At 58.8% G+C, this 25776-nt stretch carries 25 protein-coding genes and 4 tRNA genes; 18 read left to right on the top strand and 11 right to left on the bottom strand.

The window, feature by feature from the left end; translation table 11 throughout:
* Nucleotides 1-16: 16 nt before the first annotated feature.
* A complete protein-coding gene (glyS, locus tag P186_RS02495) occupies nt 17-1774 on the bottom strand; it encodes a glycine--tRNA ligase (RefSeq protein ID WP_014287816.1) in 1758 nt (585 codons plus the stop codon).
* Between the two features lie 46 nt (nt 1775-1820).
* Between glyS and P186_RS02490 the strand changes: the two genes are divergently transcribed.
* Both P186_RS02490 and P186_RS02485 read left to right on the top strand, forming a co-directional pair.
* Nucleotides 1821-2711: a cation diffusion facilitator family transporter gene (locus tag P186_RS02490; protein ID WP_148682644.1), complete on the top strand. Its 891-nt coding sequence runs from the start codon at nt 1821-1823 to the stop codon at nt 2709-2711.
* Nucleotides 2704-3513, top strand: a complete 810-nt coding sequence (locus P186_RS02485) for an agmatinase family protein (protein WP_014287814.1) — start codon at nt 2704-2706, stop codon at nt 3511-3513. Before P186_RS02490 ends, P186_RS02485 begins: the two co-directional genes overlap by 8 nt.
* Here the strand turns inward: P186_RS02485 and P186_RS02480 are convergent.
* Entirely contained in the window at nt 3510-4469 is a 960-nt protein-coding gene (locus P186_RS02480; RefSeq protein WP_148682643.1) for an MFS transporter, read from the bottom strand. The two genes, P186_RS02485 and P186_RS02480, sit on opposite strands and share 4 nt — an antisense overlap.
* 443 nt (nt 4470-4912) lie before the next feature.
* On the opposite strand from P186_RS02480, the gene P186_RS02475 reads away from it, so the two are divergent.
* Nucleotides 4913-5413, top strand: coding sequence for a nicotinamide-nucleotide adenylyltransferase (locus P186_RS02475; protein WP_014287812.1), 501 nt, complete (start codon nt 4913-4915; stop codon nt 5411-5413).
* On the opposite strand, the gene P186_RS02470 is transcribed toward P186_RS02475, so the two are convergent.
* Complete coding sequence (locus P186_RS02470; RefSeq protein ID WP_014287811.1) at nt 5399-6001, bottom strand: winged helix-turn-helix domain-containing protein; 603 nt, start codon at nt 5999-6001, stop codon at nt 5399-5401. The genes P186_RS02475 and P186_RS02470 overlap by 15 nt on opposite strands.
* A gap of 97 nt (nt 6002-6098) precedes the next feature.
* On the opposite strand from P186_RS02470, the gene P186_RS02465 reads away from it, so the two are divergent.
* From P186_RS02465 to P186_RS02455, 3 genes are read left to right on the top strand one after another with little or no spacing between them, the layout of a single operon-like run.
* Nucleotides 6099-9563 (top strand): hypothetical protein, encoded by a 3465-nt coding sequence (locus tag P186_RS02465; protein ID WP_014287810.1) that lies wholly within the window; start codon nt 6099-6101, stop codon nt 9561-9563.
* Between the two features lie 60 nt (nt 9564-9623).
* Nucleotides 9624-9782 (top strand): DNA-directed RNA polymerase subunit P, encoded by a 159-nt coding sequence (locus P186_RS02460; RefSeq protein ID WP_014287809.1) that lies wholly within the window; start codon nt 9624-9626, stop codon nt 9780-9782.
* Nucleotides 9782-10018, top strand: coding sequence for a hypothetical protein (locus tag P186_RS02455; RefSeq protein ID WP_014287808.1), 237 nt, complete (start codon nt 9782-9784; stop codon nt 10016-10018). Before P186_RS02460 ends, P186_RS02455 begins: the two co-directional genes overlap by 1 nt.
* Before the next feature lie 2 nt (nt 10019-10020).
* On the opposite strand, the gene P186_RS02450 is transcribed toward P186_RS02455, so the two are convergent.
* Nucleotides 10021-10689: an ABC transporter permease gene (locus P186_RS02450; protein WP_014287807.1), complete on the bottom strand. Its 669-nt coding sequence runs from the start codon at nt 10687-10689 to the stop codon at nt 10021-10023.
* A gap of 330 nt (nt 10690-11019) precedes the next feature.
* On the opposite strand from P186_RS02450, the gene P186_RS02445 reads away from it, so the two are divergent.
* Complete coding sequence (locus P186_RS02445; protein ID WP_014287805.1) at nt 11020-11415, top strand: hypothetical protein; 396 nt, start codon at nt 11020-11022, stop codon at nt 11413-11415.
* Nucleotides 11416-11533: 118 nt separating this feature from the next.
* Nucleotides 11534-11663, top strand: a tRNA-Val gene (locus P186_RS02440).
* Between the two features lie 210 nt (nt 11664-11873).
* Here the strand turns inward: P186_RS02440 and P186_RS14530 are convergent.
* The gene (locus P186_RS14530) at nt 11874-12002 is read right to left on the bottom strand and encodes a hypothetical protein (RefSeq protein ID WP_014287804.1); all 129 of its coding nucleotides are present in this window, start codon (nt 12000-12002) and stop codon (nt 11874-11876) included.
* A 198-nt stretch (nt 12003-12200) separates the two neighbouring features.
* On the opposite strand from P186_RS14530, the gene P186_RS02435 reads away from it, so the two are divergent.
* The 5 genes from P186_RS02435 (at nt 12201) to P186_RS02415 (ending at nt 14920) form a co-directional block, all read left to right on the top strand.
* On the top strand, nt 12201-12815 hold the full coding sequence (locus P186_RS02435; RefSeq protein WP_014287803.1) for a PD-(D/E)XK nuclease family protein: 615 nt from the start codon (nt 12201-12203) through the stop codon (nt 12813-12815).
* A gap of 322 nt (nt 12816-13137) precedes the next feature.
* The gene (locus tag P186_RS02430; RefSeq protein ID WP_148682642.1) at nt 13138-13767 is read left to right on the top strand and encodes an HAD family hydrolase; all 630 of its coding nucleotides are present in this window, start codon (nt 13138-13140) and stop codon (nt 13765-13767) included.
* Nucleotides 13758-13880, top strand: a tRNA-Pro gene (locus P186_RS02425). Before P186_RS02430 ends, P186_RS02425 begins: the two co-directional genes overlap by 10 nt.
* Before the next feature lie 236 nt (nt 13881-14116).
* Nucleotides 14117-14680, top strand: coding sequence for a hypothetical protein (locus P186_RS02420; protein ID WP_014287800.1), 564 nt, complete (start codon nt 14117-14119; stop codon nt 14678-14680).
* Between the two features lie 114 nt (nt 14681-14794).
* Nucleotides 14795-14920, top strand: a tRNA-Ile gene (locus P186_RS02415).
* Between the two features lie 200 nt (nt 14921-15120).
* Here P186_RS02415 and P186_RS02410 read toward each other — a convergent pair.
* Nucleotides 15121-16725, bottom strand: a complete 1605-nt coding sequence (locus P186_RS02410) for an NHL repeat-containing protein (protein WP_014287798.1) — start codon at nt 16723-16725, stop codon at nt 15121-15123.
* A 77-nt stretch (nt 16726-16802) separates the two neighbouring features.
* Here P186_RS02410 and P186_RS02405 point away from each other — a divergent pair, with 77 nt between their 5' ends.
* Entirely contained in the window at nt 16803-17453 is a 651-nt protein-coding gene (locus P186_RS02405; protein WP_014287797.1) for a hypothetical protein, read from the top strand.
* 55 nt (nt 17454-17508) lie between these two features.
* Here P186_RS02405 and P186_RS02400 read toward each other — a convergent pair.
* From P186_RS02400 to P186_RS02390, 3 genes are all read right to left on the bottom strand, one after another.
* Nucleotides 17509-17605 (bottom strand) — tRNA-Lys (locus P186_RS02400).
* A 405-nt stretch (nt 17606-18010) separates the two neighbouring features.
* The gene (locus P186_RS02395; RefSeq protein ID WP_014287796.1) at nt 18011-18241 is read right to left on the bottom strand and encodes a hypothetical protein; all 231 of its coding nucleotides are present in this window, start codon (nt 18239-18241) and stop codon (nt 18011-18013) included.
* The gene (locus tag P186_RS02390; RefSeq protein ID WP_014287795.1) at nt 18229-19296 is read right to left on the bottom strand and encodes a glycosyltransferase family 2 protein; all 1068 of its coding nucleotides are present in this window, start codon (nt 19294-19296) and stop codon (nt 18229-18231) included. The genes P186_RS02395 and P186_RS02390 overlap by 13 nt, the downstream gene beginning before the upstream one ends.
* Before the next feature lie 134 nt (nt 19297-19430).
* Between P186_RS02390 and P186_RS02385 the strand changes: the two genes are divergently transcribed.
* Nucleotides 19431-19934 (top strand): ribbon-helix-helix protein, CopG family, encoded by a 504-nt coding sequence (locus P186_RS02385; RefSeq protein ID WP_014287794.1) that lies wholly within the window; start codon nt 19431-19433, stop codon nt 19932-19934.
* A gap of 30 nt (nt 19935-19964) precedes the next feature.
* A complete protein-coding gene (locus tag P186_RS02380) occupies nt 19965-20249 on the top strand; it encodes a hypothetical protein (RefSeq protein ID WP_014287793.1) in 285 nt (94 codons plus the stop codon).
* On the opposite strand, the gene P186_RS02375 is transcribed toward P186_RS02380, so the two are convergent.
* Entirely contained in the window at nt 20237-20962 is a 726-nt protein-coding gene (locus tag P186_RS02375; protein WP_148683144.1) for a hypothetical protein, read from the bottom strand. The genes P186_RS02380 and P186_RS02375 overlap by 13 nt on opposite strands.
* A 40-nt stretch (nt 20963-21002) precedes the next feature.
* Here P186_RS02375 and P186_RS02370 point away from each other — a divergent pair, with 40 nt between their 5' ends.
* Nucleotides 21003-22007, top strand: coding sequence for a sugar phosphate transferase (locus P186_RS02370; protein WP_014287791.1), 1005 nt, complete (start codon nt 21003-21005; stop codon nt 22005-22007).
* On the opposite strand, the gene P186_RS02365 is transcribed toward P186_RS02370, so the two are convergent.
* Nucleotides 21984-24770 carry a DEAD/DEAH box helicase gene (locus tag P186_RS02365; RefSeq protein WP_014287790.1) on the bottom strand — a complete coding sequence of 929 codons (2787 nt, stop codon included), beginning with the start codon at nt 24768-24770 and terminating at the stop codon, nt 21984-21986. The genes P186_RS02370 and P186_RS02365 overlap by 24 nt on opposite strands.
* A gap of 41 nt (nt 24771-24811) precedes the next feature.
* Between P186_RS02365 and P186_RS02360 the strand changes: the two genes are divergently transcribed.
* The gene (locus tag P186_RS02360; protein ID WP_014287789.1) at nt 24812-25369 is read left to right on the top strand and encodes a hypothetical protein; all 558 of its coding nucleotides are present in this window, start codon (nt 24812-24814) and stop codon (nt 25367-25369) included.
* Nucleotides 25370-25776 lie beyond the last annotated feature (407 nt).

The following is a 25776-nucleotide window of genomic DNA, read 5'->3' as shown; positions in this document are numbered from 1 at the left end:
GGGCGCCCTACCTGCGTCAAACAGGCGCGGCGTTCAGCTCCCTGGCAACCTCGTCGAAAGACAGCCCCCGCCTCACCATAGAGACGAAGGCCGCCACGTCTCTAAGCTTGACGCGCACCTGTCTACGGGAGTCGCGATCCCTAACAGTCACGGTCCCGTCCACAGGCGTCTTCTCGTCTATTGTGACGGCTAGGGGGGCTCCGATCTCGTCGCACGCGGCGTACCTACTGCCGATCGTCCCCTCGTCCTCGTAAATGGCTACGTAGCCCTCACCAGCCAAGTTCCTCCACAGCGAGCGGCCGATCTCCACGTAGTCGCCTCTCTTCACAATCGGCAGGATGCATAAATTAACCGGCGCCACGTCGGGGGGCAATCGGAGGTAGACACGACCACCCTCCTCCACAACTGCCGACTCCAGCGTTACGTACATAATCCTGTCGAGGCCGAAGGAGGGCTCTACGACGTGGGGTATGAACTTCTCCAGGTCGGTCTTGCGCCGCTCAGTCTTTATATACACCATGTCCCGCGTCACCACATATCCCCCAACTTCGACCTGGGGCTCCCCCCTCCTAAAAGCCGCCAGCACCAACTCCTCGTTTTCCTTAAGAGCCTTAACCACCTCCCCTATCTTGTCCCCGTACTTTTCCCTAATCGCCGTGGGGTTGGGGTAGAGCCTAACCACCTCCACCTCCCTTGGCTCTGGGAGCCGCCTCTCCAGATACATCTCCCGGCCGCTGTACTTACCGTGCCCAGAAAGGTCATAGTCCGTGCGGTAGGCGTGGCCAGACACCTCCACCCAGCCGAAGCGCTCAGTCAACACCATCTGGTCATAAGACTTCGCAGAGTAGTGGGCCCTCTCGTGCGGCAACTTGCCCAGGAACTTCTGCCTCTCAAGAGGTACCCCCAACTCCCTTAGGAACCTAGCGGCGAGAGCCATGAAGAAAGCCATCCACTCGTTGGCGTAGCCCTTCTCCACAACCTCCCGAGCCGTTGCAAATACGGGGTCCGTGACGCCCTTGGCCACCAGCTCCTCCGGCACTATGGGCACCTCCATGTTCTCAACCTCTGCGAAGTAGGGACACCTGGGGTTCTGGGGGTCGAAAAACAGCTCAATCTCCATCTGGGTAAACTCCCTCAGCCTCATCAAGCCGCCTCTCGGCGAAATCTCGTTACGCGCAACCCTCCCTATCTGAGCAACGCCGAAGGGATTGCGCCGTCCCACATACTCGGCGAGGCGGGGAAACGCCACGAACATCCCCTGCGCCGTCTCCGGCCTGAGGTAGCCGGCGCTGTCGCTGTATGGCCCAATGGTGGTCTTAAACAGTAGGTTAAACGACTCCACCCGGCCCAGCGGCCCGCCGCAGTTGGGACACACGATTTTATGCTCGTCGATGAGCCGCTCCAACTCGGCGGCGGAGAGACCCTCGGTGGAGATCTTCAGCCCCCTCCTCCCCAGCTCCTCCTCCACGAGGTGGTCAGCCCTGTACTTCCTGCCGCATTTTGTACACGTCACTAGGTAGTCGGTGAAGTGGTCGAGGTGGCCCGATGCCTTGAAGACGGGCTCCGGCATCACGATTGGCGTCTCCACCTCGATAATGATGTCTTGATACGGCAGGACGAACATCCGGCGCCACTTCTCTACTATGTTACGCCTCAGCTGGACCCCCAGGGGGCCGTAGTCGTAGAACCCCCCCACCCCTCCGTATATCTCCGCCGACGGCCAGTACAGCAGGCGGCGCTTCACAATCTCCTCCAACAACTCCGCGCGGCGCATTGCCGAAACCATTACTTAATTTTTTAAGTCTTTACAAATGGGAGGCGTGAGGCCCTACATCAGGCTGTGGCTGGCGTCGCTTTACCTCTTCATAATGGGGACAATTACCCTGGCCTTTACAGTAGTGGAGCTGTTCCTCGGCGTCATATACCAAAGCCTGCTGGTCACCAGCGACGCCCTCCACGGCTTCATGGACTCGGCCATTGCGTTTATCTCAGGCTTCGGCCTCTACTACGCGTCGCGGCGAGGGAGGGCCTTCCCCTGGGAAATATATAGAGTAGAAAGCCTCGTGACATTGCTCGCGGTGCTGGCTGTGCTGGGCTTCTACACCTACATACTAGCCACATCACTGGAGTTGAGCCATGAACCCACTCCGCTCTGGATGACCCTCCTTCTCCTAGCCGGGGGAGCCGTGACGTATATTATGTATCTCTGGGAGAAGCACAACTACAAGATACTCCGCCTAGAGATTTTAAAGGCGGACGCGGTCCACGCCAAGGTAGACGCGTCTCTCTCCATAGCGGCGGCTGGCGCCGTCGTAGTAAGCAACCTCTCTGGCCTCATCGTAGCCGAGACCGTTGCGGTCGTCGCCATATACCTCTACGTCCTCTACGAATTCTCTAAACTAGCTAAAGACGCCGCCTACGGCATCGTGGGCGCCCTCTACAGAGACGCCTCCCTACAGGAAAAGATAAGAGAAGCCCTCGCCGAGCTGGGCACCCCCCTAGATGTAAAAATTAGAAGAGCGGGTAGCTTCCTCGTCGTCTACTCGCTTGTGGGGGTCAGCCCCGACATGACCATGGGGAGGATACACGCCCTGAGGACCAGGGCGATTAGAGCCATCTCCAAACTACACCCCCTCATAGTCCACGTCGACATAAAAATCGTGCCGCGGCGCAAAGAGTATAAACGGGTCGAAAGAGAAAGGCGTGCTTAAGCACGCCTGCCGCGAAGGAGACGTCAAGCTGGTGGGAGTCCCCATGGAGGACACGCTCAGCTTCAGACCCGGCACCAGATTCGCCCCCCAGAAAATTAGGCAGATACTCCCCTACCTAGAGTACACCACGCTGTTCGGCAACGTGGCCAGGCCCCTATGCGACCTCGGCGACGTGGATCTCCTCCAGGGCAGGCCCGAGGAGAACCTGGCGAGGATAGAGGCGACACTCCAGAAGGTAGATCCGCCCTTCATTATACTCGGCGGTGAGCACACCGCCACCCTCGCCGCGCTGAGCGTCGTCAAGCCCGACGTGTATATCCACATAGACGCCCACTTCGACCTCCGCGACGAGTGGCCCCCCGGGCAGAGGCTCTCCCACGCCACCTTCGCCCGGAGAGCTCACGAGAAGCTCGGCTTCTACGCCATATACATAGGCGTGAGGGCCTACGACGACGAGGAGAGGAGATACACAGAGAAAGCCGGCTTCTACGTAGTAGAGGGGAGAGACTTCACCAGAGAGGCGATCGCAGACGCCGTGTCTACAGCCTCGGGAAGGGTATACCTAACCCTAGACATAGATGTGCTAGACCCTTCAGAGGCCCCCGGCGTAGGCACGCCGGAGGCGGGGGGCTTGAGCTTCCGCAAGCTGGAGTACCTACTCGCCGACCTCATACTCACGCTGAGGCCCGCCGCCGTCGACATAATGGAGTACTCCCCACCGAACGACGTGTCGGACATAACGGCGACTAAGGTGGTGAGGCTACTCCTCCACGTCGCGTCTATGCTACAGAGCCGCGCCTAGTTGTCTTTACCCACTTCGAGCTTAAAATAGGGCGTAAGGGCCAGAGCCGCGGCGGTCATAACAACGGCGGCCGCGGCAAAAGCCCCCTCCACCGAAAGAGACACCACGGGATACACCAGAAAAGCCCCCGCCAACCTCCCCACTTCTGTCATAAAGCCGTCGGTGGTGAATATAGCCATTAGATCACCCCTCCATCTGGTCTGTATAAACGTGGCGAGGGAAACGCCGAAAGACATCATAAAAAGCCACCGGGCGAGAGCCAAAGCCCACGCGGCGGCTGGGTCCCTCACAAAGCCGAGGAGGCCTGTGGCGAACGCCATCGCGACGTTGCTTAGGACGGCCAAGGCCAGCTCCCGGCCGGGCTTGAGCAGAACCCTGGTGAAGAGGCCCCCGGCGAGGCTACTGAACGAAGGCGCCGTGTATATAAAAGCCAGGAGGAAGGCGTCGCCAGAGGCCCACTTAGCCAGCAACGCCGGCGTTAAGCCGAAGGCCACGCCCAGGAGAAGCGCGTTGGCATATATCAGGCGGGCTCTCGAAAAGGTCCACCTCCAGCCAGCCGCCTTCTGAGGCCGCGGGAGGAGAAAAGCCAACAGGAAAAGGGCGGCGGCCGGGTACAGCCACAGCGCCGGTATGAAAAGCGCCGCGGCAATCCCCGCCAAGTCCCCAGCGGCGCCTATTATCGATCTGTTGGAGTTTACGCGCCCCAGAGCCTCCTTCTCGACAAGCGTCGGCAGAACCGAGGAGATGTGGGCGCCGAGAAGCCCCGTAATATACGTAACAGCGAAGAGCCGCACCTCTGGTATATCTATAAACAGAAGGGGGAACAACAGAGGGTAGTACAGCCTCACAAGCCTAAACCTCGCCGTTATAAAAACGGCAAAGCTCGCCAGAGAATACGCCACAGAGAAAAACAGCAACCTGGCGCTGTCAGCCCCCGCCGCAAACAACGCAGACATAAAAACAAAGGCAGAGAAAAACCGGCCGACAAAACTCAGGAAATATATTGGAGCAATTTTTTGATACACCATTAAACAGTAATAAAAATAGGAACTTTTTTACTTTTTTAAGAAGAATACGAGCTACACCGTGCCTCCCTACTGCTCTGTGCCGCTTCATAATATAACGCCTTAATTACAATAAGCCTTAGGAAATCATTAATATGGAAAATTGCCGTGGGAGCCGCAGTCGTTTACACCTGCGTTTTAAGCTTCATGTGGGCTTTCACTACTTACTGTATTACAGGGTATAAAGTGTTTCGGAGGTGTGTGCCGAGGCACTGATATGCGACTGCGTGGCGTGTTTTTGTCAGCCAGTATGCCGCTCGTCACGGTCAGCCGCGAGCTACCACATCACCTACTTAACAGAGTGTAGAGTTTAAAAAAGGTACGTCCTCCCAGCCATGAGGGCCCTCTACGTGGGGCGTTTCCAGCCTCTCCACTGGGGACACGTAAAGGTGGTGGAGTGGCTCCTCACGCACTACGACGAGGTGGTGGTGGCCATAGGCTCCGCCGACAAGGCCCTCACCCCCGACAACCCCTTCACCCCGGGGGAGCGGCTTGAGATGTTCCGGAGGCACTTCGGCGCCAACTGCCGCCTGCTGTACTGCACAGTGCCAGACACCAACGGCCCCTCCAGCCACTGGGGCTCCCACCTGCGCCACTGGTGCCCCCAGCACCACGTAGTATATTCAAACAACTCGTGGGTAGCCGCCGCCCTCGCCTACTGGGGCGTCGAGGTGAGGCCCCACCCACACTACGGCGACTACTCAGCCACCGCCATACGCCAGCTGATGGCCGAGGGCAACCCCAGGTGGGCCGAGATGGTGCCCCCAGCGGTGGCCGACTACCTCAAAGAGATCGGCGGCCCCCAGCGGGTCGCCGCGCTTTTAAAAAGGCAGTAGAAATCTAAGACTTTCACGTATCTGTAAAACCTCTTCCTCCGTAGGCGGGCGGCCTGCCTGATCACGAAAGATTTTATTAACGGCGTCCTCCAGCGGGAGCTGGCGATCCACGTAAAACCTCCTGCGGAGGGCATAGAAGTTGTAGATAAGACCCGCTCTCTCCAGCAGTGAGAGGTGCCAGCAGACCTCCCCGTACGCCATGTTAAAGATCTTCTCCAGCTCTCTAGGCCACGAGTAGCCGCGCTCTCTAATGTAGTCATATATAGAGCGCCTCTTGGCATTAGTTAAGACTTCAGCAGGCCTTATAAATCTAGTATAAAGCGGAGCCAGCGCCGCCGCCAGCTTCTCAGCCACTTTCTCTCTGCTTAGGAGCAGGTATATAAGCACCGCAAGAGGCACCAGTGGAAAATACATAACACTAAAAGAAATCTCCACAGGAGCAGGGGCCGACACACCGGCGTAAATTGAAAACCCTCTAGCAAACACTTCAACATCTGCCGAGCCATTGACCCAGATGACCACCTTATAGACAAAGCCCGGGGCCCAGTATCCAATAAAGACCTCGTGGTATCCACTCGGTAGATACATAGAGATAGATGCGTATCAATATATAAGAATGCACACGAGGCACCGCTTTACATAAGTTGAACTAAAACCTCTTTTAAAACCCGCACACAGGGCGTACATGAAACCAAACCTAAAAACAAAGGCGATGTCCCCCGTGTCATACGCTGCAATTCTGGGCATAATAGCAGCCATAATCGCAGGAGCTGTGATGATAGTTGTAATAGGAAACCCCTCAAACACCATCACAATAACCACAAAAGAAGTAATCACATCCACCCAGACAGTTACAGTAACAACACGCCCGCCGCCAGAAACCACAACCACCACGATCACAGTCACCCAAACCTCCATACAGCCGCTACCCATAAACCAGACAGACGGCAGAAAATGCTTCGTATTCATCAACATAGTGGGCACAAACGCCACCATTTCCGGCGGAACGGTATACGCCACAGGCCCCTTCTACATAGACGTACAGGTGGTAAGAACCGCCGATGGATGCGACGCCGCACTAGACGCCGTCACGACAGGCGCCGTGGTTAAAAACACCCCCACCACTCCCTACATAGTACCCGGAGTAGCAGGTGCGCACGGACCTTACCACTTCGAATTCACCGCAAGCGGCCCCGGCGCCATAGCCTTCACACTGACAACATTGGCTCATGTAGGTAGCGCATGTATAGAGCCCTGCACAGTGAAGGGGTTAAACTTCACAGTTAGACCATCACCCAAGAAGTGCGAGCCAGCCCTGCGCTTCATAGGCACGAACGCCACGGCGGTGGGCCCAGGCCAGTACCAAGTAGAGCCGGGACACGCCTACTACATAGACGTCGAGGTTGCCGGCTACATACCCAATCCCCCCTACGCCAGCTACTTCGTGCAACTAACCCCCAATCCCAACACATACGTGACCGTAGTGCCGCCCAACCCAAAGACAGTGGCCACGCCCCCCCCGCCCCAGATAGCCAGGTTTGAGCTGGTGGTTTCGCCAGCGGCTCCGCCGGGCCACTACTTCAGCGTATTGCTAGAGGGGTGGAGCACTACGCCGGTCGGAAAGGATTGCGTCGTAAAGACGGAGGGGCCTGTGTTCCGCGTCGTCAATAGGACATGTGAAATCGTCATCAAGCTGGTGAAGACAAACGCCACCCAGAGCGGCGGCGAATACGTGCTGGAGGAGGGCAAAAGCTATCTATTCATATACAGAATCTACATCCCCATCGCCTACGGGATGTTAGAGGTAAGAGGAGTGAGCACGGCTATGTACGACATAAGAGCTGTCAGCTACACGCTGATTAACCCGCCTAGCGGCGTCGCCGCCAACGTAGGGTCAGACTACTTCAGCTTCGGACCACTGCCGACGGGCGCCTTCGAGGCCGAGGTCAGCTTCCTAGTCACCGCGAGAGCCTCTGGATCCGCCAACTTGGAGATCAGAGCCACTATGTACAGTCCAGGTACGCAACTCCCGCCCTGCAACAGATCGATCTCGTTGCCGATTATAATTAAGCCGCCCCCCGCCAAGCTGTGCGAGGCCAGAATCAACGCGCCCACCAGCATACTCGTCTGGACACACGGAGGCCCCGGCTCCTTATTGCTCACATACGACGTGGGCGTCGACACCACCCCCGACGGCCTAAACGCACAACTCACAATCGCCCCGCAGAGTCCTCTATCGCTGGCATTTCCAGCATCGCCGCACACCGGCACCACCGACTTCGTGGTAAATGTTGGCATAAATATACCGCAGAGCACTGCGCCGGGTGTTTACAGCGTGGTGTACGGCCTCTCGGCGTCTGGGCAGGGCTATCAGTGCGTCGCCAGGGCGGTGACGTACATAAACGTGTCTAGATGCGTGTGGAAAATAGAGGTGCTGAACAAGACGCCGCTGGTGCTGGAGGCAGGGCGCAACTACGTCATAGCGGTGGCGGTCTCCGGCGCGCCGTACCCAGCACGGCTTCAGGCCTCAGTGGCGCCGCCCGGCACGGCGACAATCACGCCGCTGTGGCCAGGTGCCCCCCGAATAACCAGCGACGGGATTTACTACTTCGGAGTGACGGCGACGGCCAGCGGCACAGCCAACTTCATATTCACAGTCCACTCCGAGGCACCCTTTGAGTACTGCGGCGCCCGCACCACCGTCAACGCCACCATAAAGCCGAGAGAAGAGGCGGCGTGCAAACCCAGCATAGCAATCAAGACAAACATGACAGATCTCGGCGGGGGGAGATACCAAGTATTGCCAGGCGGCCTCTACGAGGTGATAGTTAGAGTCGGCGGATCGCTACCCGCCGGGCTATACAGACTGCGGCTAGCCTTCGGCCCGCCGCTCAGCGGCTACGTCAACTGGATAGATCCCACCACCGACTACAGAGACTTCACCGTCCCGGCGCTACCCGTGGATCTGAGATACGTCTTCCAAGTTCAGCCGTCGGCGCCGCAGGGCTCCAGCTCCCCGCTGAACATACAGCTACTGCCACTAGGCCAGCAGAGGTGCGGCTTGAACCAGTCCCTCGTCGTGGAGGTAGGCAAACCCCCGTGCCAGCCCAGAATCAGCATTAGAACCAACGCCACCGAAATAGGCGGCGTCTACTACATGGAGCCCGGCAAAGTCTACGAATTCGTAGTCTTCCTGGCAGTTCCATGGGCCTACACAAACATGAGACTCAGCATGTCGGTCAACTCCGGCACGGTAACCCCAGGCCCCTACACCACGATCCCCATTGTGACGGTGACCCCAGGAACCATGGGAACCACCGCGTACTTCGATATACAGCCGCCGTCGCCGGCCAGACCGCTTAACGGCCAGTTCACCTTCTACCTAAGACCGACGTCAGGCACCACCTCCGTAGAGTTCAAATACGAGTCGGAATTCACCCCCAATGGCCCCCGTTGCGTTGCCGCCATAAGGCGCAACGCCACGTCCATGATATGCAAACCGGAAATCAAGCTGGAAACCAACGCCACAGTAGTCGACGTGGTAGGCAACACATACTCAATAGTGGTGGACCCCGGCGCCCCGTACCTCCTGAGGCTGTACATAGGCGGCGTAATAACCTACCCCACCGCCATGTGGATGTGGGACCCGCCAACCGGCCTCTATGTAACGCCACCGGCCGCCGTGGTGCCCACACCTGTGCCGCCGGTCAGAATCCTTGACTTTGCGATGCAAGCCGCTGGACCCGGCACCTACCTACTGCCAGGCAGGTTGTTAGTCGGCGATCGGCCGGGCGTAAAGCCCAACAAGACGTGCGCCGAAATATTACTTAAGATCCAGGCAAGTCAGTGGGATTTCGTAATTAAGAGAGAGCCGCCCGGCAACCTAACTGGCAAGCCGGGAGGGGCCGTCGACGCCAAGCTGTACATCGGAGTTGTAACCGGCACCCCTAGACGGGTCTACTTAAGCGTACAGTCGGCGCCCGCCGGATGGACCGTCAACATTTCGCCGAGTAGCGGCATACCCGACTTCTCCGCGGCCGTGACCATAAACATCCCGGCGACCGCAGTCCCCGGCATATACACGGTGGTGATTAAGGCTACAAGCGGATCCGTGACGAAATACCACACAATAAACATAATAGTATCCTAAACCCAACCCCCCTTTTTCCCCAAGCCTAAAATTTTTATAAAGCTACCAAACCTACCAAACGTGGCTGAGGAGAGGAAGCTCTACGTCTGCATGCGGTGCGGCAGAATATTTAGTAAGTCCGAGATGGAGATCCTCCCCGGCATAAGATGCCCGTACTGCAACTTCAAGATCATTATGAAGGTGAGGTCGCCGACGGTTAAGAGGATACCCGCCGTGTAATGGCGGCCGACTTCTCCCAAGCCGCCGAGCAGTTTAGAAAATCTAAGCTGGCAGAGGCGCTCCGGGTGGAGGTAGTAGGGGACCGCCTCCTCGTAGACGTGGAGACGGGGCGGGTCAGGGGCTACATAATCGCCGTGCGGAAGGGCAGGGTGAGGATGCGGGTGGACGGCTACACCGTGGTTTGGGACCCCGAGACAGACTCCGTCGTCTGGGCCGGCGGCAGAGGCCAGCAGTAGCGCTACTCCGCCGCCCACTTACCCAGCCTCCTAAACCTCTCGTACGCCGACTCCGCCGCGTATAGAGACCGCAGGCCAAGCCCCGCGGCCACGAGGAGCCCCGCCGCCAGGGTGAAGACCGGGTCCAGCAACCAGCGCCCCGTGGCTGAGTAAGTCACGGGGGCGACCACGTAGTGTAGCGGCGAGTAGGCGAACCACCGCGCCGCCTCCGGCGGCATGGCTGTGGGCGGGATCATGCCCCCCGACAGGGGGACGACCCACTGGACAACATTAGCCGCGAGGCTGGGGTTTCTAAACCTCGCGAAGAACATCGTAGCAGCCGCAGTTATGAAAGAAGACGACGCCAGAAATATTAAGAGGGAGGCGGCGAAATACGCCGGCTGGGCCATCGGAGGCGACTCGCCGAATAGTAGGTAATACACGGCAACTTGAATCCCCAACGCCGGCAGAGCCAGCAGAGAGGAGGCGAGGGAGGCCGCGGTTAGGTAGAGGTGGAGACGCGCCGGGGAGGCAACCACGTAGTCCATCACCCCGCTCCTCACGTAGTTGCTAAATGCCGCGGCACTCCAAGTCCCCTCCGGGAATATTGTAAACACCACACTCCCCCAGAAGACAACCTTCGCCACCTCTCTCAAATCCCCACCATACCACGCGATGGCCAGCAACACCACAGTAAGCTCTTCCTAAGACCAACCCCAACCACGAAACCCATACCAACAAGTACACATACCTATAAAACCCACCCAGTAAAGCCAAATAAACAACAAGGCGGAACCCATGTAAACCACAGACACCAAACCAAGACGCACAGCGGACCGCTCCCCCACAGGGCATTCACCGAAATTCCCCAACGGCGAGCCCTATGACGGCGGCCGCCGCGCATAGCCGCAGACGCCTCCTATCGGCGTCTAGATTCAAGTGGCCTACATGTGGGGTTCCAGCTAAATGGGGCGTAGCCAGACGGAGGCTCTCCAGATTTATATAGACGAGTAGTCTGGGTTGTGATTTACATTTTCTTTACCGTGTTTGCCCTCGTTGCTCTAGACAATGTATTATTTGCGTGGAGGATCTGCGGCGGGAGAGGCGACTTAGTCAAGGCGCACCAGCTCTTCGGAGTCCTAACCCTAGTCATAAACTACTCCACTACCTACGTACTCGCATCCACCGCCACACCGCTGGCCCTCCTGACCACCTCCACACACATCGTTTTCGGCATCCTCGCGCTGTACCTCGCTCTCCTCCAGACGACGATCTCCATGGCATCTTGGATATACGCCGCCACGTGCGTAGAAGGCGCCGCGAGATACACCTACGCCGCTCTCGCCGCCGCGGCGCTCCCGCCAGCCATCATCTACATCCTCTCAATAGAGACGCTGAAAACCCTACTACCGAGCTAGACAGGATACAAGAGGAGAGCGGCGAAGACCTGCGGGGCTGGGACGGCCTAGCATACGTGGCCGAGCGCTAAGCGGCGGAACCTGCAAAAAACTTAAAAATAGTGGAGTAAGGGGGGACGGGCCCGTAGTCTAGCGGTTATGATGCCCGCCTTACAAGGCACACCCGCAACAGCCGGAGAACGCGGGTGGTCCCGTCAAGCCCCCGCGTGGGGGCTTGGGACAAGGTTCGAATCCCGGCGGGCCCACCACAGATATACTAGCCATAGTGGCAGATCTACAATAAGGCTACCCAACTACAACTTAAGAGTATAACTCAGCTGAGGCGCGGGACGACCTCGATCCAGCACCCTTGTAATCCCCACGAGCCGCGACACAGGATTTAGTTAGACTCAGCCACATCGAGTAGGGCCGCCGGCCTCCACACCCTCGCCAGCCGCAACCCGTCGACATCGAGTCTTCTACTCCACCCCCGCCAGATCGCCGGCGTGGAAGCCAGCCGCCACATCTAGAAACACACCAGCGGCGATCCACACGTAACCCCGCGGAGGCGGGCCGCCGCTCCTCAACAGATCTTGACGCCGTCCCACACGTCCACCACAGACATACCGCCTGCCGCGGCTGGCAATCCGGCGCAGAGGCGGGAAACCGCGGTATGCGGCTAGGGGAGATTAAGAGGCGTGGCGATACGCCACAGCGCACTCTTCTCAGACTGAGACAGCCACGGCGATCTAGCCGACTCCGCACAAGCCGGAAAGGCTTTTAAATATCAGCGACGTATTAACCCGGTGAGTCTCGACTGGGGTAGGCTTGAGGAGGTTGTGGAGAGGGCTGTTAGGAGGGCTAGGTCCGATGAGCTTAGGGAAATGGCCGACGCCGTGAAAACCCTCGCCGAGTACATGAAGACGGGCTTCCAGGAGGTGAATAAGAGGCTGGAGTCGCAGGAGAAGCTTCTAGCAGAGCACAGCGAGAGGCTGGAAAAGCTGACAAAGGCCGTCGCTGAGCTTAAGGTTGCCATGGGCTCCCTTGGCCGCAGATGGGGCCGGGATTTGGAGCGCACAGTTCTCGAAATTTACCGAGACGCTCTTGAGAAGAGGGGCGTTGAGCCTGGCCGCGTCGATAAGTTTGTCTATACGGATGTGGATGGGCGTTATCTAAAGCCCGGCGCCCGTATTGAGGTTGACGTCCATATCCACGACGGGAGGACTTATCTCTTGGAGGTTAAGTCGCATGCAGAGCTTGAAGACGTGGAGTGGTTTGCCCAAAAGGCGGAGGCAGTGGAGAAGATACTCGGCAGAAAGGCAGACCGCCTCATAATAGTAGCCGTAAACATAGACAAAGAGGCGCTGGAGAGGGCGGCGCAACTGGGAATAGACGCGGTGTATGGGGCGGTAATAGAATAGGGGCTATTCGGCCAGACTGCCGAAGGAAATACCTGTACTGCCCCCTGGGGGGTGTTGTGGCGTCGCTGAGGGGGCGGGCTTCACGGCGATGTGGCTGGCGGGCGGAGGCCGGCTAGGGCGGCTAGGAGCATTAGCAACAGCGCCGCGGTGGCGGCGAGCAGAGCCAAGTCGACAAAAGTCTTCAGCCGCGTGTCCACGGAGAGGCGGCCCCCTATAAACTTGATTTACCCAAAGTACATCCTTGGCGAGGCGCTGACATGAGCGTGGCGGCGAGCCGGGGCGCCAGCGGGGGGTTATTTATATCTCTGTGGTATCTGCCGGCGTGTACGTCTTCGACCTGGACGGCACGCTTGTGGACTCCGTGGAAGCGCACATGGCGGCGTGGCTAGAGGCCCTCCGCGCCCTCGGTGTTAATAAGAGCTGGGACGAGGTGAGGCCCCTCATGGGACTCCCGGCGCACGACATCGCCAGAGCGCTGTTGCCTGAGCGCGCCGGGGAGCTCGCCGCTTTAAAAAACAAACTATTTCTAGAGAAGTACCTCCCCCTGGTGAGGGCATACGGCGACGCCGAGGTGCTCAGACTGCTCCCTAGGCCAATCGCCGTGGTGACGTCCTCAAGCGGACACGTGGCGAGAAGAGTTCTGGTGGCGGTGGGGCTCGCCCCCCACGTAGATCTGGTGCTGGGAGGCGACGAGGTCCCCAGAGGCAAGCCGGCCCCCGACCCCCTCTACCTAGTGAGCCAACGCCTCGGCGTAGACACCCGCGACATGGTCGTCGTCGGCGACTCAGACTACGACATGGAAATGGCCCAAGCCGCGGGCGCCGCCGCCGTCTGCATCGCCCGCAAGACCCCCTGCAGAAAAGCCCAACACGTGATACACACCCTACACGAGTTGCTAGAGCTACCAGTTAAAATTTTTAAAAACCCGCCATACGAGACACGGGGGCCGTAGTCTAGCCTGGTAGGATGCGTGGCTTGGGACCGGAGGCGGCGAGAACCCACGTGATCCCGTCAAGCCCCCGCGTGGGGGCTTGGGATAAGGTTCAAATCCCGGCGGCCCCACCACCCCACCTCCATAGTTTTACGCATGGCCTCTCCAATGCTTCGCCCGCCGTGGACATATTCGAGGGGCGGTTTCTTCGACCTGCCTTGTCTTTGCCCGCCGAGGCCCCGGCGCCGTGCTTCTCCGAATGTGCCCCGCGGCCGTCGGCAAACGGCGACAAGCCGCGAGGCCGCTGCTCTACGGCCGCCTCGGGGTATATGGCGCCTTAAAGCATTTATAATGTAGGCGTCGTCGAGACGTGGGCTCTGCGGCGGTCTGGCTGAGGGAGAGGCTCGGCTCCTGGTGCTATGTGTATGTGGTGTATAGGAGGGGGGCGCTCTGCTCGGCCGTGGTGAAGGCGCATGATGGGCTGGTCCTTGGCTTCAATAGGTGGGAGGTGGGGCCCGGCGACGTAAGAGCGGCCGGCATGTGCGGAGAGGAGAGGCTCTCCAAGTCGCCGCTTGCCACAGGAGCGGCCGGCATCGCCGTTGCAGTGCTTACGTATGTCTTTCTACGCACGTGGCTCGGGTCGCTGGCCTACGTAGCCGCCATAGCCCTGGGACTCGCCGCGGCCTACCTCTCCTTTCACATACTCGTGCTACTGTGCTGCGCCGCGGCCAAGAGGGGGGTGAACCCTGACCCCGAGCTGGAGAAAATCGCCGGGGAGGCCGCGGCCATTCTAAACGCCGAGGTGGGAGACGAGGTGCAACTAGCCGGCCGGACATACATCGTGGCCTCGAAAGGCTCAGACTTCCGCGGATACGCCGTGAGGCTCGTAGACTCTAGGTGTGTAGAGCCGGCGGTGACGACATCAGTTGGCTAGTCATAAGGAACCTGCGTCGTGGAGATATAGGTGGAAGCTGAGGGGGCTAAGTTCAACGTCTAAAAAGCCAGGGGATAGAGAAAAGCTTAAAAAGGCGTATGATATATGCAGATGGGGCCCGTGGCTTAGCCCGGTTAGAGCGCCCGGCTGATAAAGGGCATCCGCCCGGGCATCCGGGAGGTCCCGTCAGGCCCCCGCCAGGGGGTCTGGGACAGGGTTCAAATCCCGGCGGGCCCACCACCTCCGTTGCCGTAACTTGTCTCACTCAGCCCGGAGGCTGATACGTAACCAATGGCTACACGCCTGGCCTCGCCGAGGGGCTTCGCGGCTCGTGGCACCCAGCCGCCTAGAGGCGTCCCGCGGTGGGGGGTGTATATATCCCGTACGCCTCGTCCCGTGCGCCCGGCGGATTTGAAAGTAGATGAGCAGGTAGCTTGTGGTCAACCGCCGCGTCTTGTGGCTCTCCGCATCCCGACATACAGCACGGAGATGGCAGTCAGCAACGCCGCGGCAAGCAGGTATGCAAATGTCCTCCGCTCCTCTGGCGCCGTGATCACAATAACGTGCGTCTCTCCGGGCTTCAGCTCCACCGCCTCCTTGACGGCTCTCCCGCCGGCGTATACCTCGACAGTATACCTCCCAGCGGGCACCTCAGACCTTCCTGGGGCGTCTAGGCTGATCTCCACGGGGCCGCGGAGCACCACTACGCGCGGCCCCGCAGGCCGGCCGTCGACCACGGCCACCTCCACCACCGCGGTGGGGACTTGGATAGCCACGTAGCCCTCGGCGGCTGTGAAGGTGGCGTTGTACAGCCACGGGCCGTGGACCCTGGCTGTGTAGTTCTCCCCGGGCAACAGCTGGGCCTCCACCCTTCCCCTGCCTGTGGCCACCACCGCACCCGCCGGGTCCAGCACCTCTACCAGCCAGTCCCGCGGGGCTCCTGAGCCGTCCACCACAGCAACCGTGACGGGGGCCGTCAGCGAGATGGAGAGTATGAGCCAGCCGACGTCTGAAAAGACCCCGGCCTCCACGGCGGCGTACACGACGCCTCTCTCGTAGGCGGCCCTCTGGTGGATAACTCTGTAGGGGGCCTCGCCTACGTATACACGTCTCAACAACTGGGGCGTTAGGTCGGTCTCGTTGATTTTGGCCAGTAGGGAGCCGTAGCTGGGGCCGTAGACAGCCAACCTGTACCCGCCGTCCAGAGCGACGACGTAGAGCCGACCACCTGCGTACACGGCCCCGGTGGGGTCCCGTATCCTTGCCTCGGAGATAGGCTCCCCCTCTGCGCCAAACTTGACGACGCCGCCTACGCCGTAGACGTAGGCGTTGCCCACGCCGTCGAATGCCACGCCCACCGCGGGGCCGAACCAGCCGCCCAGCGCCCGCGCCTTGACCCGCCGTAGCTCTCTGTCTAGTATCTCCACCCACCAGATGTCTAGGGCGCTCCCCACGACCCACAGACGGCCCGTGGCCGGGTCGACGCCGATGCCCTTCGCCATGTCGCCGTAGCTGGTGGGGTTAGACGTGTAGACGGCCGCTAGGGAGAGGTCGCCGAGGCGCCTCTTCTCGACACGCCACTGCCAGTCACGCTCATTTACCTTCTCGTAGCCGGCCACGTAGAGGTACAGCCAGTCCGCCGCCGCGGAGTACGCGGCGCCTTCCACCTCCTCCATCAACTGCGCCAGGGGCTTGAGGTCTGCGTCTAGCACCGCCAGCGCCCACCTGCCGCCCGCGTGCCCCACCACGTAGATCCGGCCCCCTGCGGCGACGCACGAAGTGGGCCAATCGTCCAGCGGCGTGGGGTCCCACGTCCACACGCCCACAAGCCTCCCGTCAGTTGCGTCGCGCCTCTCGACGCGCCACCTCCCGCCGCCCAGAGCCCCATATTCGTACCCCACCACGTAGACGTAGCCGCCAGCGAGGCACAGCCCCCACGGAAGATCCGGGCCGCCGCTCGGGTTGGAAAAGACCGCCCACTTAACCTCAGCGGCGGCTATCAACGCGGCCAACACGGCGGCGGCAAGGAAGACCCGCCACCACACACTGATGCAGAGGGGTCTACTTATAAATATAGCCGTCCGCGCCGGCTGGGGCACATCAAATTTATACCCGAGTAGGTATGTACATGGACTATGGGGAGGTTGCAGACGCTTTTTGGTTGATAAAGAAGGCGTTAGTCATAGGCTTTCTAGTCCTCCTCTTCGCCCTGCCCTCAGCTGTCGTCATCTTCCTCTCGCCGTATGCGCTGGCCGCGTGGCTTGTCGCCGTCGCCGCAGCTTCCGCCTACCCCCTGTATCTGATGTGGAAGGCTTTTACAAAGCTACAGAAAAATTTCGAAAGCAACTTGTACGGCTACGCCTCCTCCCTCCTCCTCGCCGGCATAATTTTCACGCTGGCCGCCGGGCTGGGCTTAGCGATCTACGTACTGCACCTCGCGGCCACGGTGATGGCGGGGGTGCCGGCCGCCACGCTGGAGATACCCGGCGGCCTCGCGGCGTTGACGTGGCTCATCGGCGTAGCCCTGGGGATCTTCTGGTTTAAGGTATGGAGTCAACTGGAGGCCGACACGGGAGTGGGGACTTTCGGCGTCGTGGCTTGGCTACACGTGCTAGGCGCCGTCCTGTCCCCCATCCCAATAGCCTCAGCCGTCCTAGGCATAGCCTTCGTCATCGCTCTGTACAAAGCCTCCGACAGCGCCGAAAAGATCTTCTCCACCTCAGCCAACTCGCCACCCGGCACAGAGCCAAAGGCGCACCACAGCCAGGCCTAGAGATCTACAGAGGGCGAAGGCGCGAACGTTCCCATATCAGATGACACGGAAATACTGGCGGGCCCGGTGGGATTCGAACCCACGACCTACGGGTTACCCGGGCCGTAGCCCTTTAAAAGCCCGCCGCTCTAACCGGGCTGAGCTACGGGCCCCTTTACATATACAGTACGTGTTTTTAAGTTTTTTGGCATTGGCCTATGGCGGCGTATATGAGCTCTAGGCGCATGAGGGCGTCTAGTGCGCCTCCGGTGAGTAGTATCTGTTTTTCTTTTCTGGTTCACTTGTCTACTCCCAGCGTCTTCAGCACTGTGGCTGTTCTCGTGTAGTCTGCCTCGAGTCCGCCCTCAGCGCCGGCGTGTATGACTGCGTAGCACGCTGACTCGTCCCTTTTTATAGAATCTTGCCTCCTTCTCCACGGCCGCGTGGGTAACTGATGTAGGGCCCGTTGTCTTAATCTCAGCGACGGCCTTGACGTATACTGGGGCTGTGGATCTGTGACAGGTTTGTCTCGTCGCGGCGTAGCTGTGAGGCAGGGGCCCGTGACGTCTTAGGTGGGGCTACACCAGCGCTAGGAGTATTGAAATTATGATGGCTATCGCCAGTAGAGGCCCCACTACCCTCCGCGTCTTTTTAAACGCCCCCGATATGAAGAATAGCGCGGCGAATAGAAGCGCGGCCATGACCCGGCCGCCCGCCTCGCCGAGGCCCGGCGCGGCCAGTATAGATGCCGCCGCGTGGAAAATAGTTTTTATGACGGCCCACAGAGCAGAGTAGTCTATTGCCGGCATATCCTCCTCCCCCTCCAGCTGACGCACTTGACAAACGCAGAGGTCCACACTGCGAGTGGGATTACGAAGTTGCCCACTGCCCACGTCGCGACTACTGTGGCGGGGCTGATCGGCACGCCGGCGTGTTTCCTCACGCCCCGCGCCCTCACGGCGTCTTTAAGCAGATTAATTGGGTGGAGGGCGAGCCCGGCGAGTAGCCATCTGTCGCCAGTTAGGAGGCCGGCCGCCGGTAGCGCCACGGAGAGTAGGAAGCCCAGCGTGTATATAACAAGCCCGGCGTACCACCCCGCGGGGGCGTGCCATTTTACCATTAGGATCTGTCTAACTCCCCACCAGAATGCCTCGCCCAGTTTGCAGTCCGGGTCCGGCGTGGGGGCTATGGCGCCTTTTGCGAACCAGATCCCGCCTCCGTACTCCTTAATGGCTGAGTACACCGCGTAGTCGTCGCTTACGTATCTAGGCAGTCTGTCGGCGAGCCTTGTCTTCTCGGCGAAGTCCCTCCTAAAGGCCGTGGAGCCTCCCCACACAAACCTTGATCTCCTGTCTAGCATCGCTGGGAACCCCATGTTGCTGATGGCCAGCCTCACCTTGTGGCAGAGGCCTCTTCCGAGGTACCAGCGGTAGGTGGTCACTGCTGTGTAGCTGGAGAGCGGCGCCGTCATCTCCTCGAGCCAATGCGGCCCCGGCCTGATGTCGTCGTCTGCAAATACTATGCAGTCGCCGGTTGCTTTCCTAAGCGCGGTGGCCAGGGCGGCGCTCTTCCCCTCGCCCTCGCTGTGGAGAACCCTCCCGTATCTCTTGGCGACCTCATAGGCGGGATCCGCCGCCGAGTCTACGACGAAAACGTACTCAACCTCTGTGCTTACCTTCTGCGAGGTCAACGCCCTCAGATTTTCTTCGGTGGCTGCATGGACCCCCCTCATGGGGATCACCACGCTGATTTTTCTACAGGTCTGTACATGTCCCCCGCCTCCCCCCTTCCAGAAGCTGTACTCCCTGGCGAGGCCCGCCGCGGCGAGAAGCACGAAGGGTATTATTACCAACAGCTCCAACACGGCGGCGTTTTGCTGGGGGTTTAAAAAACGTGATTTATAAGGGCAATGGCTACCCCGTGGAGTGGGTGTATCCAAGTTGGTGTAAATATTGAATTTAGGCGTTTGGGGTATATAACTCTGGGAGTTTTTGAGATATGAGCGGCCAGGTTAGGGAATTTGACTTGACGTACAACGACTTGTTCAGGGCGCCGGACAAGGAGGGCGCGATTGTATCCGTAAGGGTGCACAGAAAGGTGAAGTCTGTGCTGGAGGAGCTGGCGAAGAGGGAGGGTCTCGATGGGGTTTCTGAACTAGTCCGCTACCTCATAGCTGGCTACCTTCTGGGCAAGTACAACATAGAGAGGCCTAGGGAGAGGGTCGTGGTGGAGCCTATTGTCCTCACGGTGAATGTGCAGAAAACCTCATCTGTAGACGACGTGGATTTCGAGCTGGCTGTAGACGAGGTGGCGTCTATAATTAGAGACGTGGAGGACTACTTGAGAAAGGTAAGGGCTGGGGTCATTCCTAGGAATCCCGAAATAGCTATGAAGCTGAATAAGAAGCTTGCCAGGGCTTTGAAGACGGCTAAGAGGCTGGGGATGGAGGAGGAGTACATGAAGCTTATGAGGCTCAAGGCTCAGTTGTCTGTAATTGAGTAAACTTTATTAACCGTGTTTTGAGTTGGCGCTATGCCTATCTGTGGCAAGTGGGAGAGGCTCATTATGTGGGCGGAGAAGGAGGGGAACTCCGCTAAAGCTCTTGAGTTCAGGGAGAAGCTGGTTGAGTGCGTCGTGTATACTGCGTATGAGAAGGTGAGGAAGAAGAGGCTGGAGGAGGCGGAGGAGCTTGTTAAGTACGGGAGGGAGGTGGCTAAGAAATTCGCCATTGAGGAGCTCGGCTTCCACCTCTCCCTCATCGAGAAGGAGGTGGCCAGAATCAGAGAGAGGAGGAAAGCCGCGGCTCAGACGAGGTAAACCGCATCTACCACCTTCTTTAACCTATTTAACTTCTTGGAGTTTGCGCCGGTTACCACGACGTATTTGCCGAGTCCCACGGCGAGGATGTCCACCGACACGCCGCCGATCTCCCTCCCCACGAGCACAAGGAAGCCGCGCTCTCTGAACAACCTCCAGTAGAAGTAGAGGTCTCTGAATTTTTTGTTTACAGTGGCTGAGATGGGCACCGAGTCTTCGATGAGCTTCCCGACGTTTGCCGATGTGTATAGGTAGTAGTAGGGCGGCTTCTGCGTCTTGACCACCTCGGCTAATACGCCCTCCGCGTCTGGCGTGGTTGTGATTTGTATAACGCTACGCATGTATTTCCTGCTTTTGGATGCGAGGTACTGCGACTTCCTCTTCTTGTCGAAAATAGGCACCACAGGTGTGTACGTCCCCCCGCCCCTCGCCGCGGCGGGGAGCGTGGAGCCGAACAGCTCTATGAACTCGGCGTGGTAGCCTAGACGCTCTATCAACTCCGCCGTTAGAAAAACCGATGCCTTCCTAATGCTGGCGCCGCCGGGTCGGAACTTGGCGAGGTTTGTTCTGTGCACCTCCGTAATTAACGGGGCTAGGTAGCTCACGGCGCTGTCCACGTCTAGGCCCTCTTCCACTTTTCTCAACACCTCTCTCTCCAGCCACTTAGGCGCGTCTTCTATCCCCAGGATCTTTTTCACGGCTTTTTCGATCATCGCCCCGCCACTTTTTAAAAACGTGTTAATAAGTCTATTCATGGAGATCGCCTTGACCGGCTCCATCGCGCCTGAGCTCGCGGCGCCGCCGCCGTACTTAATCGCTGGTGGGTTTAGGCTCGTGGAGCTGGCGGCGCTGTCGCTGTGCGAGGCGGGGAAGGTGGTCATATACGTAGAGGAGAAGATAGACCTCCCACTTATACTAGAGGGTTGCAGATTTGAAATTAGAGAGGGCATACCTCACGACGTCCCTAAGGTGGAGGTTGGCTGCGTGCCTCATCTACTTAAGACGAGGAATTTGGTTTGTGGAAGTACCCGAATTAATCTAGGCGGGGCGGAGCAGATGGCCACGCCTCTTGAATCTCTTGCAGATATCATAGAGAACAACGTGGAAATTATGCAGACTGCGCTTGCACGGCTGAGGGACCTCGGAGTGGAGTTGGTTAGAGGCGACGTGAGGGGCGACGTGCGCGGCGACGCCTACATCAGGGGGAGGGTGTACGAGCACACTTATATCGAGGGGCCTGTGGTCGTGGGGCCGTCGTCCGCAGTACTCCCGTTTACCTACGTCCGGCCGGGCACCGTTTTGTACTACGACTCCAAGGCCAGGGACGAGGTCAAGAACGCAGTCTTAGACGCCTACACCCGTAAGCAACACGGCGGGTATCTCGGCGACTCCTACGTATCCCCCTTTGTAAACTTCGGAGCTGGGACCAACGTGTCTAACCTAAAAAACACTCTGGGGCTGATAAGGCCCTCGTACACGTCGAAGAGCTACAGGAAGCTCGGGCCCGTAATCGGCGAGTTTGTCAAAACGGCGATAGGCACCTTGATATACGGGGGGAGGTTCATAGGTCCGCTTTCCCATCTCTACGGCGTTGTGGATAGAGACGTGCCGCCGCTCTCGATATACAAAGACGGGGAGGTGGTAGCTATGGATGCAGAAAAGGCGGCGGAGTACGTGAGGCGAGACTTGGCGCAGTTCGGCAGAGGTGATCTCTACGCCTCCTACCTACGCCGCCTATTCAAGAAGTCTCTGTTTTAGATACTCCTTCTCCATCTCCTGTATCTTCTCGGTTAAGCTGTTGATATCGGCTCCGTCGGCCTCCGCCAGCAGGCTCTCCACGGCCTCGATAGGCAGACGCGAGGCTAGTGCGTACAACCCAGCCCAGCCGTGTCTGCGCAGAATCTCGGCGGTCTTCTTCACCTCTTCGTAGTTGCGCCGGACCTCCCTCTCCAGGTTGTCGCTACGCACCACGCGCACGACTCCTATGTTGTTGCCGCCGCATCTGGGGCATGCCACTTCGTTGACCTCGCCGACGCGCACCATGCCGTACCACCCGCATTCTAGACACACGGCTAACATGGCGTAGTTTAGCAACCTGGCTTTTGCGCTGTCTAGCACCAGCCTCCTCAGCCTCTCGGGCGGTATAATCTCCAGCCTATGGGACAGCTTCTCGTAGAGGACGTCGCCTAGGTATGTCGGCGCCGCTGTGTAGACCACCGAGATCTCGCCCGTCTTTATCCTCTGGAGGATCTCCACAGTGTGCGAAAGGTCTAGGTCTTTCTCAAGCGCCTCTCTCAAAGCCTCGTCAAAAACGGGCGTTCCGCTAAACGCGTCGACCAGCTTCGACATGCTGATGTTGTAGACGTCTGCCTCCTTGTCCACGGCCCCCATTCTCTTAGCCACGTGGAGAATTCTGCGTTTAAACGAGCCGGATTTCACCAACGCCGACTTTATCAACTCAGCGAGCTCTCTCACATCCATTGAGGAGAGTTTACGAATCTGCGAGACGACGAGCTCCGCCGGGAGCTTGTCTGCGGACTGTATTATCACCCCGTAGGGGTCTTGGTGGACGCCGACGGGTCTCTCCAGAACTTTTATCAACAACTCGCCCAGAAGTTTGCCAAGTGCTCTGTTGACCAGCGTGCCGAAAGCGGCGTGTACAATAACCACGTTGTCTCTGTACTGCTCCACCACGACCGTCCTCTCGTCGGGCAGAGGCCCCCGGTGCTTCTCCATCTCCTCTACAATAAACCTGGCCGTCTCCTCGTTTATGCCGTACTCCTCCGCTATGGCCCCATAATCAAGCCCATTCCTGGCCATCCTCCGCAACTTTCCAACTTCCTGCGCCACTTCAAATGGCACAGGTATCTCCTCGCCTATCCAGCTCGGTATGGCGCCGGAGGGGTCTGAGACCTCCACCACCTTGATGCTCCTATCCTCGACGGCTGTAATAAGCCAGGGCCTGCCTCTGAATATGAACTTCACCCCCACGTTGCCGTACTCAGCCACGAACGACTCGTCGAGGGCGCCGACGAGCTCGCCCGTCTGGGCGTTTATAACTGCGTACTGCCTCTCGTCAGGTATCATAGACAGGGTCTCGTAGAAGTAGCGGTAGAAGCCGCGCCCCCTCGGCCTCGCCACGGTGTCGCTGTCCTCAAAATACACAGCCAGCCTCGGATAGAGGTCTTGCATAAATTTCACCACCCTCCTCAGCTCGTCCAGCGCGAGGTCTCTATATGGATACGCCTTCTTTATGACGCCGTAGAGCTCTTCAAGCTTCCACCGCGGCTTTAGTATTAAAAACGCCACTACTTGGTTCACCAATACGTCGTAGGGCTTGTTGGGTATCTGCGTCGGCTCTATGAAGCCGCTCCTGGCCATTTTGACGATGACAGCCGCCTCCATGACGTCGTTGACGTCTTCCCCTATCACAACCCCCTTCGGCACCGCGGTCAGTCTGTGCCCGCTTCTTCCCACCCTCTGTAGAAGCCGCGTCACCTGGTGGGGAGAGATGTACTGAATTACCAAATCCACGTGCCCGATGTCGATACCCAGCTCTAGGCTGGAGGTGGCCACCACAGCCTTCAACTCACCCCTCCTCAACCTCTCCTCCACCGAAACCCTCACCATTTTTGACAGCGAGGAGTGGTGAACTGCGGCCGGCAGGTCGGGGAAGAGGTATGAGAGCCGGAACCCGAGGAGCTCCGCCATGCTTCTCGTATTGACAAAAATCAACGTGCTACGGTTCTCCTCCACAAGCCTTTTTATCAGCCGCAACCGAGCCACGACGTCTGGAAACAGGCTGGAGGCCTCCGCCAGCTTCACGTCCTCCTCCTTTGGCCTAGGCCTCACAACGTCGAGCTTCATGTACCTAGTGACGCTGACCATCACGATCTTAAAGGGCCTGTCAGCCCCGATTAAGAACTTCGCCACCTCCACGGGGCTACCTACGGTGGCCGAGAGCCCCACTATCTGGAAGTCCCTACCCACGTGGTACCTCAGCCGCTCAAGCGCGAGGCTCAGCTGGACCCCCCGCTTGTCCTCAGCCAGCTCGTGAACCTCGTCGACTATGACCCACCGCAACTCCTTCAAGTGGCTCAACAGCCTCCTCCCAGTCATGATGGCTTGGAGCATCTCGGGCGTCGTTATCAATATGTGAGGCGGCGTCTTGCTCTGCCTCTGCCTATCAGCCTTGTCAGTATCGCCGTGCCTCACGTCCACCCTCAGCCCAAGCCTCTCGCCCCACCACCTAATCCTCTCCAGCAGATCTCTATTAAGCGCCCTAAGCGGAGTTATGTAGAGCACATAAATCCCGGCGTTCTCCAGACCCGTCGTAAGCATCATAGAAAGTATAGGCAACAGAGCCGCCTCGGTTTTCCCACTGCCCGTGGGGGCTATTATGAGGACGTTGTTGCCAGCCAGCACCTCGGGTATCGCCTTCATCTGAGGCTCGGTCGGCTCCTCTATCCCCCTCTCTCTCAACGCCTCCCTCACGGCGGGGTGAAGTAGATGAAAAACCACGCAATGCATAAGGTTTATTAAATTATCTAACACCGTCCTACATGCCTAGAGGCGCCTTGATCCTGCTAGTGGCCGTGGCCCTCGCCTCCGCGCAGAGCGTGGTGCTCGTGGTAAACGGCACGATCCCCTTCAAGGCAGTTGCGAAAGACAGCGTCTTGTCTATAAACGGCAGCGAGGTAGCTCTACCTCAGAAGCGACTCTCCTGGTATTTCAACGGCACATATACCGTCTTCGGCATAGACTACTCCAACCCACAGTGCCAGTTGGGTACATGGCCTAACCAGCCCAAATTCTACGTGGCGTGTTCAACAGGTAGCGACTTCACAGTAGTGGCTGTGAAAGATCCAAAGGCGAGGGCTGTGTGCTACGTCGGCGGCGGCTCTCGTAAAGATGTGCTAAAACCCGCGGCGGCAACCCCCACCGTGGAGATATACCAAACCAAAGGGCTGTATATAGAGTGCGAAGCGGGCTACCCAGCGGTGGCTTCGGCACCCAGCACGTTGCTGGGGATACTGGCTGGGATAACCAGCGCATCGGCGACGCTACTACTTGTAATGAGTGTGTTGCTACTACGCTCCCTCTTCAAAAAGGAGCATTAGCGTCTAATTTCTCACAGAGCGAGGGCTCTCTCAGCGCTAGGGGCTTGGCTGGCTAGTAATTAAATTAAGACCATGTGTAAAGTTATGGACCTCTTCAGCAGACCTGTGATCGAAATCATCATGGTGCCGTCGGCTCTGATGGGGATTTCTGAGGGCGGCGTTTTAGCTTCATGCCGAGACTGTCCCGTTTACATCCGGCGAAAAAACACCTGGCGAGCGGTTGGGAGATGTAAACTGGGTAGGGGGACGCGCCGCTCCGTTTACAATCAGCGGAGCCCCCGGCGCCCGTAGCCGTGGTGTAAACCGGGGATGGAGCCGTGGCGCAAAACGCAGGTAGCGGAGAGCCCGCTTCTGAGGCGGCGTGCGGGGGCTGGCGCAAGCCGCCGCTACGCCAGCATATGGGCTTC

This window comes from Pyrobaculum ferrireducens (assembly GCF_000234805.1).
Classification (GTDB): domain Archaea; phylum Thermoproteota; class Thermoprotei; order Thermoproteales; family Thermoproteaceae; genus Pyrobaculum; species Pyrobaculum ferrireducens.
Note: the sequence above shows the minus strand (reverse complement) of the source record. Positions and strands in the feature narration are given on the sequence as shown.